Here is a 17,267-nt window from a genome sequence, read left to right on the forward strand (position 1 = left end):
CAGGCGACCGGCCGCGCATCCCTCACCCCTGGTAGCCGTTGCTGATCGGGTAACGGCGCTCGCGGCCAAACGCGCGGCGCGAGACCTTCGGGCCGGGGGCGGCCTGGTGACGCTTCCACTCGCTGGTGCGTACCAGGCGCAGCACGCGGTCCACCACCTCGGCAGCGTAACCGGCGGCGACGATCTCCTCGCGCGACTGTTCCTGGTCCACGAAGCGGTACAGGATGCCGTCCAGCACGTCGTAGGCCGGCAGCGAATCCTGGTCGGTCTGGTTGTCGCGCAGTTCGGCCGACGGCGGCCGGCTGATCACCGCCGGCGGGATCACCGGTGCGCCGCCCACCGTGTTGCGCCATTTGGACAAGCCGAACACCTCGGTCTTGTACAGGTCCTTGAGCGGGGCATAGCCACCGCACATGTCGCCGTAGATGGTCGCGTAGCCCACCGCGTACTCGCTCTTGTTGCCGGTGGTCAGCAGCAGCCCGCCAAACTTGTTGGACAGCGCCATCAGGATCACCCCACGGCTGCGCGACTGCAGGTTCTCTTCGGTCACATCGGCGGCCTGGCCTTCAAACATCGGGCCCAGCGCGGCCATCAGCCCCTCGAATACCGGCTCGATCGACACCGCCTCAAGCGTCACCCCCAGCGCGCGGCACTGCTCGGCGGCCAGGTCGTTGGACATGCCGGCGGTGTAGCGCGATGGCAAGCGCACCGCGGTGACGTTGTCCGCGCCCAGCGCATCCACCGCCATCGCAAGCACCAGCGCCGAATCGATGCCGCCGGACAGGCCCAGCCAGACCTTCTTGAAGCCGTTCTTGCGGCAGTAATCCTGGATGCCACGGGTGACCGCGCGCCAGGCCAGCGCGTCCATGCTCTCGTCGCCGTCGTCGATCCACTCGCGCGGCAGGAAGCGCCGCGTGCTGGCCTCGTAATCCACCACCAGCCACTGGTCGGTGAACGCCGCCGCTGCCGGATGCACCGTGCCATCGCCATCGGCCACCACCGAAGCGCCATCGAACACCAGTGAATCCTGGCCGCCCACCACGTTGAGGTAGGCAATCGCCGCGCCGCTCTCACGGGTGCGCTCGGCCAGCAGTGCATCGCGCTGGGCATGCTTGCCGCGCTCGTACGGCGAGGCATTGGGCACGATCACCAGCTGCGCGCCCTGGCGCACGGTATCGGCCAGCGGCTCGGCAAACCACAGGTCTTCGCAGACCAGTACGCCCACCGGCACGCCGTTCAACTCGAACACGCAGCTGCCGCCATCCGGGTCCACATCGAAGTAGCGGCGCTCATCGAACACCGCGTAATTGGGCAGCTCGCGCTTGCGATAGGTGTGCAGCACGGCGCCATCGCGCAGCACGCTGGCCGCGTTGTAGACCACCGCCCCGGCGGCCTGTGGCCAGCCCACCACCGCGGTGATGCCGGTGGCGGCCGCCGCGATGCGCTCCAGCGCCTGCTGGCAGTCGTACAGGAACCCCGGGCGCAGCAGCAGGTCTTCCGGCGGATACCCGCTGATGGCCAGTTCCGGGAACACCACCAGTTCGGCACCGTACTCATCGCGCGCCTCGGCGATCATCGCGATGATGGTGTCGGTATTGCGCGCCACCGCACCCACCGGGAAATCAAACTGCGCCATCGCGATGCGGATCGAAGCCATGAAGGTCCAGCCTGTGGTTGCAATGCACCCATTGTAGTGCCGGGCTCTGCCCGGCAACCACGCAGTGCCCGGCGGAATCGCGTATCGACCAACGGTCGATACCTACCGGAAGGGTAGAGCCGGTCCAGCGGTCGGCAGGATGGTGACACCGCTCGGTAGCGCCCGACCGTTGGTCGGGCGGCGGCGTGGTGGCGCCGGAGGGTAGCGCCCGACCGTTGGTCGGGCGGCGGTGCGACACGGGTGCCGCAGAACGCAGAAAGGCCGCCCGGAGGCGGCCTTTCTTAGCCGACCAACGGTCGGCTCTACGACACGTCGGCCGCGTGTGCGGCCGGCAGTCTTACTTCACCAGCTTGGCAATCGCCGCGCCCAGGTCGCCCGGCGAACGCACGGTGACGACGCCAGCGGCTTCCATGGCGGCAAACTTGCCTTCCGCGGTGCCCTTGCCACCCGATGCGATCGCACCGGCGTGGCCCATGCGCTTGCCGGCCGGGGCCGACGCGCCAGCGATGAAACCGACGACCGGCTTCTTCACGAACTGCTTGATGTACTCGGCACCGGCTTCTTCAGCATCGCCGCCGATTTCGCCGACCATGATGATGCCCAGGGTCTGCGGATCTTCGTTGAACAGCTTCAGGCAGTCGACGAAGTTCAGGCCGTTGATCGGGTCGCCACCGATACCGATGCAGGTGGACTGGCCCAGGCCGACTTCGGTGGTCTGCTTGACCGCTTCATAGGTCAGGGTGCCCGAGCGCGACACGATGCCGATCTTGCCCGGCATGTGGATGTGGCCCGGCATGATGCCGATCTTGCACTCGCCGGGGGTGATGACGCCCGGGCAGTTCGGACCGACCAGCACGGTGTCCGGATGCGAGCGGGTCAGCACGTTCTTGACGCGCAGCATGTCCAGCACCGGGATGCCTTCGGTGATGCAGACGATGACCTTGATGCCGGCAGCCGCCGCTTCCAGGATCGCATCGGCCGCGTACGGCGGCGGCACGTAGATCACCGACGCGTCGGCGTGGGTGCTTTCCACGGCCTCGGCCACGGTGTTGAAGACCGGCAGGTCGATGTGGGTGGTGCCGCCCTTGCCGGGGGTCACGCCGCCAACAACCTGGGTGCCGTACTCGATCATCTGAGTGGCGTGGAAGGTACCCTGCTGGCCGGTGAAGCCCTGCACGATCACCTTGGTGTTTTTGTTAATCAAGACAGACATTTATATTCCTTGGTGTCGGATCAGGCGGCGGCTTTGACAGCAGCGACGACCTTCTTGGCACCGTCGTTGATGTTGTCTGCCGGGATGATGGCCATGCCGCTGTCACGCAGCAGCTGCTTGCCTTCTTCCACATTGGTGCCTTCCAGGCGCACCACGACCGGAACCTTGACGCCCACTTCCTTCACGGCGGCGATGATGCCTTCGGCAATCATGTCGCAGCGGACGATGCCGCCGAAGATGTTGACGAAGATGCCTTCGACCTTGTCCGAGGACAGGATCAGCTTGAAGGCTTCGATGACGCGCTGCTTGTTGGCACCGCCGCCCACGTCCAGGAAGTTCGCCGGCTCGCCGCCGTTGAGCTTGATGACGTCCATGGTGGCCATGGCCAGGCCGGCGCCGTTGACCATGCAGCCGATGTTGCCGTCCATGGTGACGTAATTGATGTCCATCTCCGAAGCGATCACTTCGGTCGGGTCTTCCTGGGTCTTGTCGCGCATGGCGACCAGGGCCTTCTGACGGAACGCGGCGTTGTCGTCGCTGTCGAACTTGCCGTCCAGCGCGTACAGGTTGCCGTCGTCCAGGATGGCCAGCGGGTTGATTTCAACCAGCGCCAGGTCCTTTTCGTTGAAGAGGCGGTACAGGTTCACCATGATGTTGGCGAACTGGCCGGCCTGCTTGGCAGTCAGGCCCAGCTTGAAGCCGAAATCGCGGCCGTGGTAACCCTGCACGCCTTCAACGAAATCAACGTTGAGCGAGTGGATCAGCTCCGGGGTTTCAGCGGCAACCTGCTCGATCTCCACGCCGCCTTCCGAAGAAGCGATGTAGGTGATGGTCTTGGTGCCACGGTCAACCAGCACCGACAGGTACAGTTCCTTGACGATCTCACCGGCGGTGGTCACCAGCACCAGGTTGACCGGCAGCTCGACGCCAGCGGTCTGGTAGGTGGCCATCTTGGTGCCGAGCATCTTGGCCGCAGCGGCCTTCACATCGTCGGTGGTCTTGCAGAACTTGACGCCGCCCGCCTTGCCGCGACCGCCAGCATGGATCTGCGCCTTGACCATCCAGGGGCCCTGGCCCAGCGACTGGGCAGCGGCAACGGCTTCGTCCGCGGTAGCGGCGACCTTGCCGGCCGGGACCGGGATGCCGTACTCGGCAAGCAGTTGTTTTGACTGGTATTCGTGGAAATTCATGCGTCACCGTGGGAATAGGAACGACCGCACGCATCTCCAAGGCTCCCTCACGGGGCACCGGCACGGACCGCGGCGGGCCCACTATTGTGGACGAGCCGGCGCGCAGGCGCAAAGACACGCGTGGCGGCCCCGGAGCCGGGGCAGTTTTCCACCTTCATTCAGGCAGTTGCGACGCCGCCACCGGCCCACCACCAGGCCGGCGGCGCTCGAAATGCGCGGCAGGGGTGCGATTGGCCAGCCCCTTGGAGGGGCTGGGTGCCTATACTGACCGCTCAACGGACCGGCCCGGGCCGTTGAAACGCAGCCGAGCAGCGCTCGGCTTGACCAGGGCAGCCAGAAGGGGAGTTCCGGCGTGTCACCCAGTGCTTCATTGATCGACCGCATCGAATCGATACCGCGGCGCGAGCTGTACTTTTTCGCCCTGTACCGGCTGCTGATGGCCGCGGTGATCGCCGCGCTGCTGTTCAGCCCGCTCAACTCGATGGTGGGCCCGTCCGACCATCCGCAGCTGGCTACCTGGGTCAGTGGCGCCTACCTGCTGCTGTCGCTGCTGATCCTGGTGGTGGGCCGCAACGAGCGCTGGCTGCGCCCGATCGTGGTGGGTAGCGTGGCGGTGGACATCGTCGCGGCCACCCTGCTGGCCCACGCCCTGCCCGGCGCCAGTGCCGGCATCTCGATGTCGCTGCTGTTCAACGTCGCCGCCGCCGCCACCCTGCTGCCGCTGAGCCTGGGCATGGGCATCGCGCTGACCGCCAGCGCGGCCACCGCCGGTGAATACGTCTGGAAGCTGGTCGAAGGCGGCGATCCCACCCGCACCCTGGCCGAACTGGCAATGTTCATTACCAGCTACCTGGCCCTGGCCTTCGTCAGCTACCAGGTGGGCAACCGCGCCCGCCGCAACCAGCAACTGGCCAACCAGCGCGGCGACGAGGTCGCCAACCTGTTTGAGATCAACGAGCTGATCATCCGCCGCATGCGCACCGGCGTACTGGTGGTGGACGCGGCCAACCGCATCACCCTGGCCAACGAAGCGGCCTCCACCCTGATCGGCGATGCCGACGGCAATGGCGGCAGCGGCCGGCTGGAGCTGGGCAGCGCCGCACCGGACCTGAGCCGTCGTCTGCAGCGCTGGCGCAATGGCTGGACCAACGAGGAAACGCCGCTGCAGTTGTCCCCGGACCAACCCGAGGTGCAGCCACGCTTTGCCCGCCTGCTGGCCGGCAGCGACCTGACCCTGGTGTTCCTGGATGACTCCAGCGTGGTCTCCCGCCGTGCGGAATCGCTGACCCTGTCGGCGATGGGACGCTTCTCGGCCAGCCTGGCCCACGAGATCCGCAACCCGCTGGCCGCGATCAACTACGCCGCCCAGCTGCTGGAAGAATCCACCGCCATCGGCGATACCGACCGCCGCCTGCTGCAGATCATCCACCAGCAGTGCCAGCGCACCAACGGCATCGTCGAAAGCGTGCTCGGGCTGGCCCGGCGCGAGCGCGCCAATCCTGAAAACCTGGACCTGGCCGCGTTCGTGCGCCGCTTCGTGCTGGAGTACAAACAGGGCATCACCCTGGAAACCGACAGCATCGAACCGATCATCACCGAGACCTCGGTACACGCCCTGGTCGACCCGCGCCACCTGCACCAGATCCTCACCGTGCTGGTGCACAACGCACTCAAGTACGGCCGTATCGCCCAGGAGCCGGCGCGGGTGCGGCTGCGGGTGGCGCGCCAGGAGCGCGCCGCCGTCATCGAACGTCATGGACCGCGGCCCCGGCATCCCCGAGACGGTGGCCAACCAGCTGTTCCGCCCGTTCTTCACCACCTCCGAACACGGCACCGGGCTGGGCCTGTATATCGCCCGCGAGCTGTGCAAGGCCAACCAGGCCAACCTGGAGTATGTGTCGGTGCCGGCCGGCGGTGCGTGCTTCCGGCTGGTACTGGCCGGTCCACACACGATGCTCCCGCAATGACCCGACCCGCGCAGGCACCGACCCTGCGATGGGGCGCACGCGTCAAACATTTGTCGGATACAACCGCCCTCGGCTATCTTCCCCGCATATGAACGAAAACCGCAGCGCCCTCGTCGTCGACGACGAACGTGACATCCGCGAACTGCTGGTACTGACCCTGGGCCGCATGGGCCTGCGGATCAGCACCGCGGCCAATCTCGCCGAAGCCCGCGAACTGCTGGCCAGCAATCCCTACGACCTTTGCATCACCGACATGCGCCTGCCCGACGGCAACGGCATCGAACTGGTCACCGAGATCGCCCAGCATTACCCACGCACTCCCGTGGCGATGATCACCGCGTTCGGCAGCATGGACCTGGCAGTGGAAGCGCTGAAGGCCGGCGCCTTCGACTTCGTCAGCAAGCCGGTGGACATCTCGGTGCTGCGCGGCCTGGTCAAGCACGCGCTGGAACTCAACAACAGCGAACGTGCCGCGCCACCGCCGCCGCCCTCCGAACAGGCCGCGCGCCTGCTCGGCGAGTCGCCGGTGATGGACGTGCTGCGCACCACCATCGCCAAGGTCGCGCGCAGCCAGGCTCCGGTCTACATCCTCGGCGAATCCGGCGTGGGCAAGGAACTGGTGGCACGCACCATCCACGCGCAGAGCGCGCGCGCGATTGGCACCTTCGTCCCGGTCAACTGTGGCGCCATCCCGTCCGAACTGATGGAAAGCGAGTTCTTCGGCCACAAGAAGGGCAGCTTCAGCGGCGCCCATGCCGACAAGCCCGGCCTGTTCCAGGCCGCGCATGGCGGCACCCTGTTCCTGGACGAAGTGGCCGAGCTGCCGCTGCAGATGCAGGTCAAGCTGCTGCGCGCGATCCAGGAGAAATCCATCCGTCCGGTGGGTTCGGCCACCGAAGTTCCGGTCGATGTGCGCATCCTCTCGGCCACCCATAAAGACCTGGGCGAGCTGGTCGAGGACGGGCGCTTCCGCCACGATCTCTACTACCGCATCAACGTGATCGAACTGCGCGTGCCGCCCCTACGCGAGCGCCGCAGCGACCTGCCCAAGCTGGCCGCCGCGATCCTGGCACGCCTGGCACGCACCCACGAGCGCCCCACTCCGCTGCTGGCCCCGTCGGCACTGGAGGCACTGGCCCAGTACCACTTCCCCGGCAACGTGCGCGAACTGGAGAACATCCTGGAACGCGCGCTGGCGCTGGCCGAAGCCGACAGCATCGGCGCCCCCGACCTGCGCCTGCCGCAGCACGGCAGCGCGCGCCATGCCAGCGGTAGCGCGGCGGTACACGAAGAAGCCGTGGTCGACCTGCCGGCCGGCAACGGTGCGCTGCCCTCCTACATCGAGCAGATGGAGCGCACCGCAATCCAGCGCGCGCTGGAAGAGAACCGCTGGAACAAGACCCGCACCGCCGCGCAGCTGGGCATCACCTTCCGCGCGCTGCGCTACAAGTTGAAAAAGCTCGGCATGGATTAGTTGCCCACCGGGCATATCCGGTAGGTGCCGACCGTTGGTCGGCACGATGCATCACCGTTACGTGCCGGCCACCGGCCGGCACGCCGGCCGATCAATCCTTGGTCACCCGATTGATCTCAGCCAGGCTGGTCGTCCCCGCCGCCGCCTTGACCAGCGCGCTCTGGCGCAGGTCATTCACCCCCGCGCGCTGCGCCGCCTCGGCAATCTGGATCGCATTGCCACCGGCCAGCACGATCACCGAAATCTCCTCGCTCATCGGCATCACCTGGTAGATACCGGTACGGCCCTTGTAGCCCTCGGTGCATTCTTCGCAGCCGACCGGCTCATACAACTTGATGCCCGCATCGATCTGGTCCTGGCTGAATCCTTCGGCCAGCAGCGCATGCGCCGGCAGCTCGATCGGCCGCTTGCAGTTGCTGCACAGGCGCCGCGCCAGGCGCTGGGCAATCACCAGCGTCACCGAACTGGTGATATTGAACGGTGCGATGCCCATGTTCATCAGGCGCGCGATGGTCTGCGGCGCATCGTTGGTGTGCAGCGTGGACAGCACCATGTGGCCGGTCTGCGCGGCCTTGATCGCGATCTCGGCGGTTTCCAGGTCACGGATTTCGCCGACCATGATGATGTCCGGGTCCTGCCGCAGGAACGAACGCAAGGCCACCGCGAAGGTCATGCCGCGCTTGTTGTTCTGCTGCACCTGGTTGACCCCGGGCAGGCGGATTTCAACCGGATCTTCGGCGGTGGAGATGTTGCGGGTTTCATCGTTGAGGATGCCCAGCGCGGTATACAGCGACACCGTCTTGCCCGACCCAGTCGGGCCGGTCACCAGCACCATGCCGTACGGCTTGTGGATGGCCTCCAGGAACAGGCGCTGCTGTTCCGGCTCGTAACCCAGTTTGTCGATGCCCAGCTTGGCCGCGCTGCCATCGAGGATACGCAGCACGATCTTCTCGCCGAACAGCGTGGGCAGCGTGCTCACGCGGAAATCGATCTGGCGGGTCTTGGACAGGTTGAGCTTGATCCGCCCATCCTGCGGCACGCGCTTCTCGGCGATGTCCAGCTGCGACATCACCTTCAGGCGCGCGGCGATGCGCTGGCTGAGCTTGACCGGGGCCTTGGCCACGTTCTTGAGCAGGCCATCGATGCGGAAACGCACCCGGTAGTCGTCTTCATACGGTTCAAAATGGATGTCCGACGCGCCCTTGCGGATCGCATCGACCAACACCTTGTTGACGAACTTCACCACCGGGGTGTCGTCGCCCTTGGCGTCCACGCCGGTGTCGGTGGAGCCGCCTTCTTCGTCACCCCCGGACACGTCCAGGTCGCCCATGCCCTCATCGTCACCGCCGAGGTTACCGGCCAGGGTGTCGTGCTTGGATTGCCACTGTTCCAGGGTGCGCTTGATCTGCTCCTCATCCACCAGGATCGGCTCCACCACCAGGTTGGTGTGGAACTTGATCTCATCCAGGGAATGGGTGGGGTCGCTGGTGCCGATGAACAGCTTGCCGCCGCGCTTGAACAGCGGCAGCACCCGGTGCTTGCGCAGCAGCTCCTCGCTGACCAGGCTGATGGCGTTGTGGCTGCCGTCGAACACCGACACGTCCAGCAAGGGCATGCCGAACTCCAGCGCGTTGGCGGCGGCCAGTTGAGCGGCGGTGACCAGCTTCTTTTCGGCAAACCACTGGGGCAATGGCTGTTTGGCCGCGCCGGCCTTGGCCATGGCGTCGCGCGCGGTGACCTCGTCCAGCGCGCCGTCCTGGACCAGGCGGCGGGCGATGCCGGTGATCCCGACGAGATTGGCGGTGATTGCGGCATTCATTGGGCAGATCCTTCAGTACTTGACTGCATTATGGCCAGCAAGCGCCATGGGTACTAGCACCCCGCAGGACGATACGGCTCGCCAAATGCGGTGGCGTCACAGGTCCAGACACCATCAGTGTTACGCCGAAGCACAAGCTCAAGGCCATTAACCGCGGGGCCGCCGGCGACGGTGCAGGAGATGGTGCTCACGCCCAAGTCGGACAACGCCGCGGAAACCGCTGTACAACGGTCAGTGACGGCAAGCCCTACGTAAGCTGCGTCAACCAGCGCCGCATTCCTGCTGTCTTGTGCAACTGACTCAACAGTAGTTTTGCCGGGACGAATCTCTGCCAATGCGGCGGTGACTTGAGCCCTTGCGACGTAAATCTGGTAAGCAGGCACAGCAATTGCGGCAAGAATGGCGATGATTGCCACAACAATCATCAGCTCGATCAGGGTAAATCCGGAAGGCTTGTGAGGCATATTCTCTCCCCTTGAGAATCAGTCTCTTCACAACGAACAATTAGCAAAAGAAAGGCCCCGACGATGCGGGGCCTCCCTTAACAGCACCAACGCAACCAATTAACCCTGGCAGGTCGCCGGAGCGTACTTGGTCTTGTCAGCAGCAGCCAGATCGGAAGTGCAAGCCCAGGTGCCGTCAGCATCGCGCGACCAGGTGATGTTTTTGCCAGCAACCTTAGGATTGCCCTTCAGCTCACAGACAATGGTGCCCACGCCGGCAGCCGGTGCGGTGGCGGTCATCTCGCAACGGTCGCTATCAGCCTTCAGGCCAAGATTCGTGACGGTGGTGTACTCGGTGGCAGTCTCGACGCCGTCATTGACCTTGGTTTCATACGACGTCTTGCCGGCACCGGCTTCAGCCATGCCCGCAGTGAACTGCGACTTGGCCACATAGTTCTGGTACTGCGGCAGCGCAATCGCGGCCAGAATGGCGATGATCGCAACAACGATCATCAGTTCGATCAGGGTAAAGCCCTGCTGCTTCTTCATGAATACATCCCCTAGAGGTAGGAAAAAATGAACACTGGGTCGAAGCCTGTGCCGGCGGACCGGTGAGCAAGGCTGGCGCCCGTGCGGGTGGATCAAAGCAGGTTGCGTGCCAACTTCGTAGCAATGCTCCCCAGCATTCCCCGGCGCAATCATGGCAGCAATATGCAGGATTGGAACCCCCCTCACGGTAATTTGCGACCAAACCGGCAGTGTGACGTGTTGCGTCACCTTGTGACCCAGCGGGTCTATGACGCAGGTCACGGACCGCCGTGGCCAGGGGATGCCACAGACGCCAGGAACCGGCTAACATGCCGCGCAGATAGCCCGCCTGGGGATGGCGTGGCTGGGGAGCCTGTATGTCTGTCAGCCGTAGTGCCGTCAAGAAAGAGCCCGTGGCGCGTAGCACCATGGAATTGCAGCCGTTTGTCTGGGAGGGGACCGACAAGCGGGGCATCAAGATGAAGGGTGAACAGCCCGCCAAGAACATGAACCTGCTGCGCGCCGAGCTGCGCCGCCAGGGCATTACGCCCACGGTGGTCAAGCCCAAGCCCAAGCCTTTGTTCGGTGCGGCGGGCAGCTCAATCAGCTCCAAGGACATCGCCTTCTTCAGTCGCCAGATGGCGACCATGATGAAATCCGGCGTGCCCATCGTGGGGGCGCTGGACATCATTGGCAGCGGACACAAGAACCCGCGCATGAAGAAGATGGTGGACACCATCCGCACTGATATCGAGGGAGGCTCGTCGCTCAACGAAGCGATCAGTCGCCATCCGGTCCAGTTCGACGAGTTGTACCGCAACTTGGTCAAGGCCGGCGAAGGTGCCGGTGTACTGGAGACCGTGCTGGAGACGGTGGCCAACTACAAAGAAAATATCGAAGCGCTGAAGGGCAAGATCAAGAAAGCCCTGTTCTATCCGATCATGGTGTTTGCTGTTGCCATGCTGGTGAGCGGCATCCTGCTGGTGTGGGTGGTCCCACAGTTCGAAGAAGTGTTCAAGGGCTTCGGCGCAGATCTGCCGGCGTTTACCCAGATGATCGTGAACATGTCGCGTTTCATGGTGGCTTGGTGGTGGTTAATTCTGATCGTGACAATTGGCGCTGTGGTCGGCTTCATCGCCGCCTACAAACGCTCTCCCAAAATGCAGCACACGATGGACCGCCTGATCCTGAAGTTCCCGGTCATCGGCCAACTGATGCACAACAGTGCCATCGCCCGGTTTGCCCGCACCACCGCCGTGACCTTCAAGGCCGGCGTGCCGCTGGTGGAGGCCCTGAGCATCGTGGCCGGCGCCACGGGCAACAAGGTCTACGAAGAAGCCGTGCTGCGCATGCGCGATGACGTGTCGGTCGGTTACCCGGTCAACATGGCCATGAAGCAGACCAATCTGTTCCCGCACATGGTGATCCAGATGACCGGCATCGGCGAAGAGGCCGGCGCCCTGGATGCCATGCTGTTCAAGGTGGCGGAGTACTATGAGCAGGAAGTCAACAATGCCGTGGACGCACTGGCCAGCCTGCTGGAACCGATTGTGATGGTGGTTATTGGTACCATCGTCGGCGGCATGGTGATCGGCATGTACCTGCCCATCTTCAAGCTCGCCTCGGTAGTTGGATAACTAAGCAATGGCATTTCTCGACCAGCACGTCGGTCTCGGCTACCCCGCCGCGGCCGGCCTGGGGCTGCTGCTGGGCAGCTTCCTCAACGTAGTCATCCTGCGCCTGCCCAAGCGGCTGGAGTGGCAGTGGAAGCGCGACGCCCGCGAAGTCCTGGAAGAACCAGACATCTACGAGCCGCCACCGCCGGGGATCGTGGTGGAGCCCTCGCACTGCCCGCACTGCAAGCACAAGCTGTCCTGGTACGAGAACATCCCGCTGTTCAGCTGGCTGGTACTGCGTGGCAAGTGCCGCCATTGCCACGCCCCCATCTCCATCCAGTACCCGCTGGTGGAGCTGGTGACCGCCCTGCTGGTGCTGGCCAGCGTGTGGCAGTTCGGGTTTGGCTGGCAGGGCTTCGGCGCCATCGTGCTGAGCTGCTTCCTGGTGGCGCTGTCGGGCATCGACCTGCGCACCCAGCTGCTGCCCGACCAGTTGACCCTGCCCTTGATGTGGCTGGGCCTGATCGCCGCCAGTGACAACCTCTATATGCCGGCCAAGCCGGCGTTGCTCGGGGCGCTGGCCGGGTATCTGTCGCTGTGGTCGGTGTGGTGGCTGTTCAAGCAGGTCACCGGCAAGGAAGGCATGGGCCATGGCGATTTCAAGCTGCTGGCGGCACTGGGCGCCTGGTGTGGGTTGAAGGGCATCCTGCCGATCATCCTGCTGTCGTCGGTGGTCGGGGCGATCATCGGCTCGGTCTGGCTGTACTCGCGCGGCCGCGATCGCGCCACGCCGATCCCGTTCGGTCCTTATTTGGCGATTGCCGGCTGGATCGTGTTCATGTGGGGCGAGCAGCTGATCAACGCCTACCTGGGCTACGCCGGCCTACGCTGAGGGCCGGCCGATGAGTCGTTACACCATCGGGCTCACCGGCGGCGTCGCCGCCGGCAAGAGCGCGCTGAGCAGCCGCTTCGAAGCACTGGGCATCACCGTGGCCGATGCCGACGTGGCCGCCCGCGCGGTAGTCGCGCCCGGCAGTGAGGGGCTGGCCCGGATCGTTGCGCATTTTGGTACGGACATCCTGCTGGCCGACGGCCAGCTTGACCGCGCCGCCTTGCGCGAGCGCATCTTTGCTTCAGTGCAGGAGCGCCAGGCACTGGAAGCCATTACCCATCCGGCGATCCGCGAACGGCTGCGGCAGACCTGCGAGCAGGCCGAAGGCCCCTACGCGATCGCCGCGATCCCGCTGTTGACCGAAGCCGGCGGGCGCCAGCACTACCCGTGGTTGAACCGGGTCCTGGTGGTGGATGTGCCGGTGGCCGTACAGCATGCGCGGCTGATGCAGCGCGACGGCATCACCAGCGAACTGGCCGACCGCATGATCGCCGCCCAGGCCAGCCGCGAGGCGCGCCTGGCGCTGGCCGATGATGTGGTGGTCAATGACGGGCCGCCGGAACACCTGCAGGCCCAGGTCGAACAGCTGGACCGCCTGTACCGGACGCTGGCCACCGCCGACCCCAGGTAGCGCATCTGATAGAAGGCCGGTTACAGCGCGGGCGCGAAGGTCAACGTGGCAATCACGCCGCGATCCACGCCGGGCCGCACGCTGACCTGCCAGCCATACAGGTCGCACAGGCGACTGACGATCGACAGGCCGATGCCGCCGCCTTGCGAATGCCCGGCATGGGTGCCGCGATAGCCGCGCTGGAACAGCTTGGCCGCGTCTTCGGCACTCAGTCCCGGGCCGCTGTCGACCACATCGACGCCGTTGCTGCTCACGCATACCCGCACCGAGCCTTCCTGCGAGTACTTCACCGCGTTGCCGATCAGGTTGCCCAAGGCCACCGACAGCGCCGATTCGGGGGCGTCGATGACCAGGTCGCGCTCGCCTTCCAGCAGCAGTTCCAGCGGCTTGCCGCCCAGCTGCGCGCGGTGCGCATCCAGCAGTTGCTCGGCCACCCGCGCCACATTGCTGATGCCCTGCCCGCGTTCATTGCGCGACAACAGCAACAGCGAGCCGATCAGGTCGGTGCACTGCTGTTCTGCGCGCTGGATGCGTTGCAGGCGTTGCAGCACCTTTTCATCCAGGCCGGGGCGGGCGAGCAGCAGCTCGGTGGCCCCCCGGATCACCGCCAGCGGGGTACGCAGCTCGTGGCTGACATCGGCGTTGAATTCACGGTCGCGCTGCACCACTTCGGTCAACCGCGAGGAATAGTCATCGAGGGCCTGGGCCAGCTGGCCCACTTCATCGTCCGGGAAGCGCGGCGCCAGTGGCTCCGGCTCGCTGGTGCCGCCGCGATAGGCACGCAGCCGTGCGGCCAGGTCCGAGACCGGCTTCATGACTTTGGAGGCCGACCACCAGCCCAGTACCAGCGACAGCACGCTGAATACCAGGACAGACACCAGCAGCGCGCGATTGAGCTGGGACTCACCGCGAATGCTTTCGGTCATGTCATAAGCCAGGAAGAACCATGCATCCGGCGTCTTGCGCACTGCAAGCTTGTAGGAGAACGCCTTGCCCTTCTCATCCACGCCGCTGACGCCGTGGATACCATCATTCAGCTCATACCAGTCCGGCTCTTCCTGCCGCAGCGCTTGAAATTTGTCTGGCTTGACCAGGCGCGCATACATCTGCTGCACCGGCAGATCGGGGTTGCGCGAGGGGTTGGCAGCGTAGCGCTTGGCGTACTCGTCGATGTTGCGGTTCAACACGTCTTCCACCAACTGGTTTTCCACGCGGGCGCGGGTCCAGGTAGTGGCAAACGCGAACAGCGCCGTCAGGCAGAAGCCCAACAGCGCGAACGAGACGATGATGCGGCTGCGCAGCCGGCGCCGGTAAGGCGCCCGGCGTCGCTCCCCCTTGCCCGTCACCGGATCAGGCTTCGGGCGCGGCGATGCGGTATCCGATGCCATGACGGGTCTGGATCAGCGGCACCTCGAAAGGCTTGTCGACCACGGCGCGCAGACCATGGATATGCACGCGCAGCGAGTCCGAATCGGGCAGTTCTTCGCCCCATACGCGGGTTTCCAGCTCCTGGCGGGTTACCACGGCCGGTGCGGCTTCCATCAGCGCCTGCAGGATCTTCAGCGCGGTCGGGTTGAGCTGCAGCAGCTTGCCCTGGCGGCGCACTTCCAGCGTGTCCAGGTTGTATTCCAGGTCGCCGGTTTCCAGCACGCGGGTCTGTACGCCCTTGCCGCGACGCGACAGGGCGTTCAACCGCACTTCCACTTCCTGCAGCGCGAACGGCTTGATCAGGTAGTCGTCGGCACCGGAATCGAAACCGGCCAGCTTGTTGTCCAGCGAATCACGCGCGGTGAGCATCAACACCGGGGTCTGCTTGCGCGCTTCATTGCGCAGCTTGCGGCAGACTTCAATGCCGTCCATGCCGGGCAGGTTGAGGTCCAGCACGATCGCATCGAACTCGTGCACCACGGCCAGGTGCAGGCCGGTCACGCCATCGGCGGCAAAGTCCACGGTGTGGCCGCGGTCTTCAAGGTAGTCGCCCAGGTTGGCGGCGATGTCGCTGTTGTCTTCAATTACAAGAATTCGCACTGTGACCTCTGTTTCGTGAGGGGTTGGCCTGAAAACCGATGCTGCGGCGGTAACCGCAGCACCGATTGCCTTGCGCTGCCTGCTGAACGATACAGGCTCGATTCTTAATAGTAGACACCGAACGATGCCACGCCCGCGTCAAATCACCTGCCGGGAACCAAATTGTTGAAGCGCTGGTGGTCATTGAGCAGCGCACGGCCACTTTCCGTGGCGCGGCGGCGCTGGGCCACGGTCAGGCAGACGCTCTGCGGCATGTTGCTGCCGGTGGTGCGCTCGCGGCGGCAGATCATGCGACTGTCTTCCTTGGCCCGGGACATCAGCGTATTGACCACTTCCTGGTCGTTGAACACGGCGGTGCGTGCCGCCGGGTTGAGTTCACTTGCCAAGGTATGCCCGTCCATTTTCACTTTGATCCGGCCCAACGCACCCTGCACCGTGGATTTGTCCTCCACGCTCAACTCACTATAGGCCTCGCTGCCCAGCGCGGTCTCCACACGACTGATCTGGATCGCCACCGGCTCATCGGCGGTCATTTTTACGGGGGCCTCGTCACGCTTGGCCTGGGCGGTGCCCGCCACCAGCAGAGCGAGCATCAACACGGTGATTCGACGCATCTTCACAACTCCCATCCTTCCCTGAACGAATCGCAACTGTACGAGCCTGCCGGTGCTGGAACAAGGGACTGATGGCAGGGTTTGGCCGGTAAAAAGGCCCAGGCGGAAACCGCCTGGGCCTGAAGTGTGTTCCCGATTACCGAATCCTGCTGAGGAGGGCAGAGCTGCGGTTCGTTGAAGCCTACGCCGCCCCCGATTAAAGCCTTGTTAAGAGCATGGAAACTTTCCGAAAATCCGCTCAGGCCTTTGAAATGGAAGGCTTTTTCATTCCAGCCACGTGATCGATGATGCGCCCGGCCAGGTCCTCCCTGCAGATCGCCTCGATGCCCTCCAGGCCGGGGGTGGAATTGACCTCGAGCACCAGTGGGCCACGGCTGGAGCGGATCAGATCGACTCCGGCCACGCTCAGACCCAGCGCCTTGGCCGAGCGCACCGCCACCTGCTGCTCGGCGCGGCTGGCCTTGGCGGCGCGGGCGCTGCCGCCGGCATGCAGGTTGGAGCGGAAATCGCCCTCCGGGGCCTGCCGTTGCATCGCCCCCACCACCTGGTCGCCCACCACCAGGCAGCGCAGGTCCGCGCCCTGGGCCTCACCGATGAATTCCTGCATCAGGAAATTGGCGTAGAGCCCGCGCAGCGCCTCAACGATGCCGCGCGACGCGCTGGCCTTCTCGGTCAGGATCACCCCACGGCCCTGGGTGCCTTCGTTGAGCTTCACCACATGCGGCGGCGGCCCCAGCATCGACAGCAGGTCCACGGTGTCGTCCGGGTTGTCGCCAAACACCGTCACCGGCATGTCGATGCCCTTGGAGGCCAGGATCTGATGCGCGCGCAGCTTGTCGCGCGCGCGCAGGATGGCATCGGACGGATTGGGCGTGCGCGCCCCCATCATCTCGAACTGGCGCAGCACCGCGGTGCCGTAGCGGGTGACCGAGGCACCGATGCGCGGAATGACCGCGTCCACGCCGGTGATCGGGCGGCCCTTGTAATGCATGGTGAAACCATCGGCGGCGATCCGCATGTAGCAACGCAGTGGATCGAGCACCCGCACGGTATGTCCACGCGTACGCGCGGCCTCGACCAGGCGGCGCGTGGAGTACAGCTTGCTGTTGCGGGAAAGGATGGCCAGTTTCATCGCGGCGCGCGCAGGGGGAAAGCGCGCAGCATAGCGCGCGACGGAGACGCGGCGATGATGGTC

At 64.9% G+C, this 17,267-nt stretch carries 14 protein-coding genes and 1 pseudogene; 5 read left to right on the plus strand and 10 right to left on the minus strand.

The window, feature by feature from the left end; genetic code table 11:
• Window positions 1-22: 22 nt before the first annotated feature.
• From AC3IR9_RS16305 to sucC, 3 genes are all read right to left on the minus strand, one after another.
• Window positions 23-1,657, minus strand: a complete 1,635-nt coding sequence (locus AC3IR9_RS16305) for an NAD+ synthase (protein WP_489291994.1) — start codon at window positions 1,655-1,657, stop codon at window positions 23-25.
• Between the two features lie 337 nt (window positions 1,658-1,994).
• Complete coding sequence (gene sucD, locus AC3IR9_RS16310; RefSeq protein ID WP_489291996.1) at window positions 1,995-2,870, minus strand: succinate--CoA ligase subunit alpha; 876 nt, start codon at window positions 2,868-2,870, stop codon at window positions 1,995-1,997.
• Between the two features lie 20 nt (window positions 2,871-2,890).
• A complete protein-coding gene (sucC, locus tag AC3IR9_RS16315; RefSeq protein ID WP_489291997.1) occupies window positions 2,891-4,060 on the minus strand; it encodes an ADP-forming succinate--CoA ligase subunit beta in 1,170 nt (389 codons plus the stop codon).
• 352 nt (window positions 4,061-4,412) lie between these two features.
• Here sucC and AC3IR9_RS16320 point away from each other — a divergent pair.
• Window positions 4,413-6,027: pseudogene (locus tag AC3IR9_RS16320) on the plus strand (sensor histidine kinase).
• Between the two features lie 88 nt (window positions 6,028-6,115).
• Window positions 6,116-7,501, plus strand: a complete 1,386-nt coding sequence (locus AC3IR9_RS16325; protein WP_489291999.1) for a sigma-54-dependent transcriptional regulator — start codon at window positions 6,116-6,118, stop codon at window positions 7,499-7,501.
• 91 nt (window positions 7,502-7,592) lie between these two features.
• Here the strand turns inward: AC3IR9_RS16325 and pilB are convergent, their stop codons facing one another.
• The 3 genes from pilB to AC3IR9_RS16340 form a co-directional block, all read right to left on the minus strand.
• The gene (gene pilB / locus AC3IR9_RS16330; RefSeq protein ID WP_489292000.1) at window positions 7,593-9,320 is read right to left on the minus strand and encodes a type IV-A pilus assembly ATPase PilB; all 1,728 of its coding nucleotides are present in this window, start codon (window positions 9,318-9,320) and stop codon (window positions 7,593-7,595) included.
• A gap of 53 nt (window positions 9,321-9,373) precedes the next feature.
• Window positions 9,374-9,784 carry a pilin gene (locus tag AC3IR9_RS16335; protein WP_489292002.1) on the minus strand — a complete coding sequence of 137 codons (411 nt, stop codon included), beginning with the start codon at window positions 9,782-9,784 and terminating at the stop codon, window positions 9,374-9,376.
• A 99-nt stretch (window positions 9,785-9,883) separates the two neighbouring features.
• On the minus strand, window positions 9,884-10,312 hold the full coding sequence (locus tag AC3IR9_RS16340; protein WP_489292004.1) for a pilin: 429 nt from the start codon (window positions 10,310-10,312) through the stop codon (window positions 9,884-9,886).
• Between the two features lie 356 nt (window positions 10,313-10,668).
• Between AC3IR9_RS16340 and AC3IR9_RS16345 the strand changes: the two genes are divergently transcribed.
• Genes AC3IR9_RS16345 through coaE form a run of 3 tightly spaced genes read left to right on the plus strand, consistent with a single transcriptional unit; the run spans window position 10,669 to window position 13,430 of the window.
• Window positions 10,669-11,928 carry a type II secretion system F family protein gene (locus tag AC3IR9_RS16345; protein WP_489292006.1) on the plus strand — a complete coding sequence of 420 codons (1,260 nt, stop codon included), beginning with the start codon at window positions 10,669-10,671 and terminating at the stop codon, window positions 11,926-11,928.
• Window positions 11,929-11,935: 7 nt separating this feature from the next.
• Entirely contained in the window at window positions 11,936-12,799 is an 864-nt protein-coding gene (locus tag AC3IR9_RS16350; RefSeq protein WP_489292007.1) for a prepilin peptidase, read from the plus strand.
• A gap of 10 nt (window positions 12,800-12,809) precedes the next feature.
• The gene (coaE, locus tag AC3IR9_RS16355; protein WP_489292008.1) at window positions 12,810-13,430 is read left to right on the plus strand and encodes a dephospho-CoA kinase; all 621 of its coding nucleotides are present in this window, start codon (window positions 12,810-12,812) and stop codon (window positions 13,428-13,430) included.
• Between the two features lie 20 nt (window positions 13,431-13,450).
• Here coaE and AC3IR9_RS16360 read toward each other — a convergent pair whose 3' ends face one another.
• From AC3IR9_RS16360 to rimK, 4 genes are all read right to left on the minus strand, one after another.
• The gene (locus AC3IR9_RS16360) at window positions 13,451-14,818 is read right to left on the minus strand and encodes a sensor histidine kinase (RefSeq protein ID WP_489292009.1); all 1,368 of its coding nucleotides are present in this window, start codon (window positions 14,816-14,818) and stop codon (window positions 13,451-13,453) included.
• Window positions 14,781-15,458 (minus strand): response regulator transcription factor, encoded by a 678-nt coding sequence (locus AC3IR9_RS16365; RefSeq protein WP_017356179.1) that lies wholly within the window; start codon window positions 15,456-15,458, stop codon window positions 14,781-14,783. The genes AC3IR9_RS16360 and AC3IR9_RS16365 overlap by 38 nt, the downstream gene beginning before the upstream one ends.
• Window positions 15,459-15,601: 143 nt before the next feature.
• Entirely contained in the window at window positions 15,602-16,072 is a 471-nt protein-coding gene (locus AC3IR9_RS16370) for a hypothetical protein (RefSeq protein ID WP_489292012.1), read from the minus strand.
• 238 nt (window positions 16,073-16,310) lie between these two features.
• The gene (rimK, locus tag AC3IR9_RS16375; protein ID WP_489292013.1) at window positions 16,311-17,204 is read right to left on the minus strand and encodes a 30S ribosomal protein S6--L-glutamate ligase; all 894 of its coding nucleotides are present in this window, start codon (window positions 17,202-17,204) and stop codon (window positions 16,311-16,313) included.
• Window positions 17,205-17,267: the final 63 nt, after the last annotated feature.

The sequence above is a fragment of the Stenotrophomonas sp. GL_101 genome, assembly GCF_057835675.1.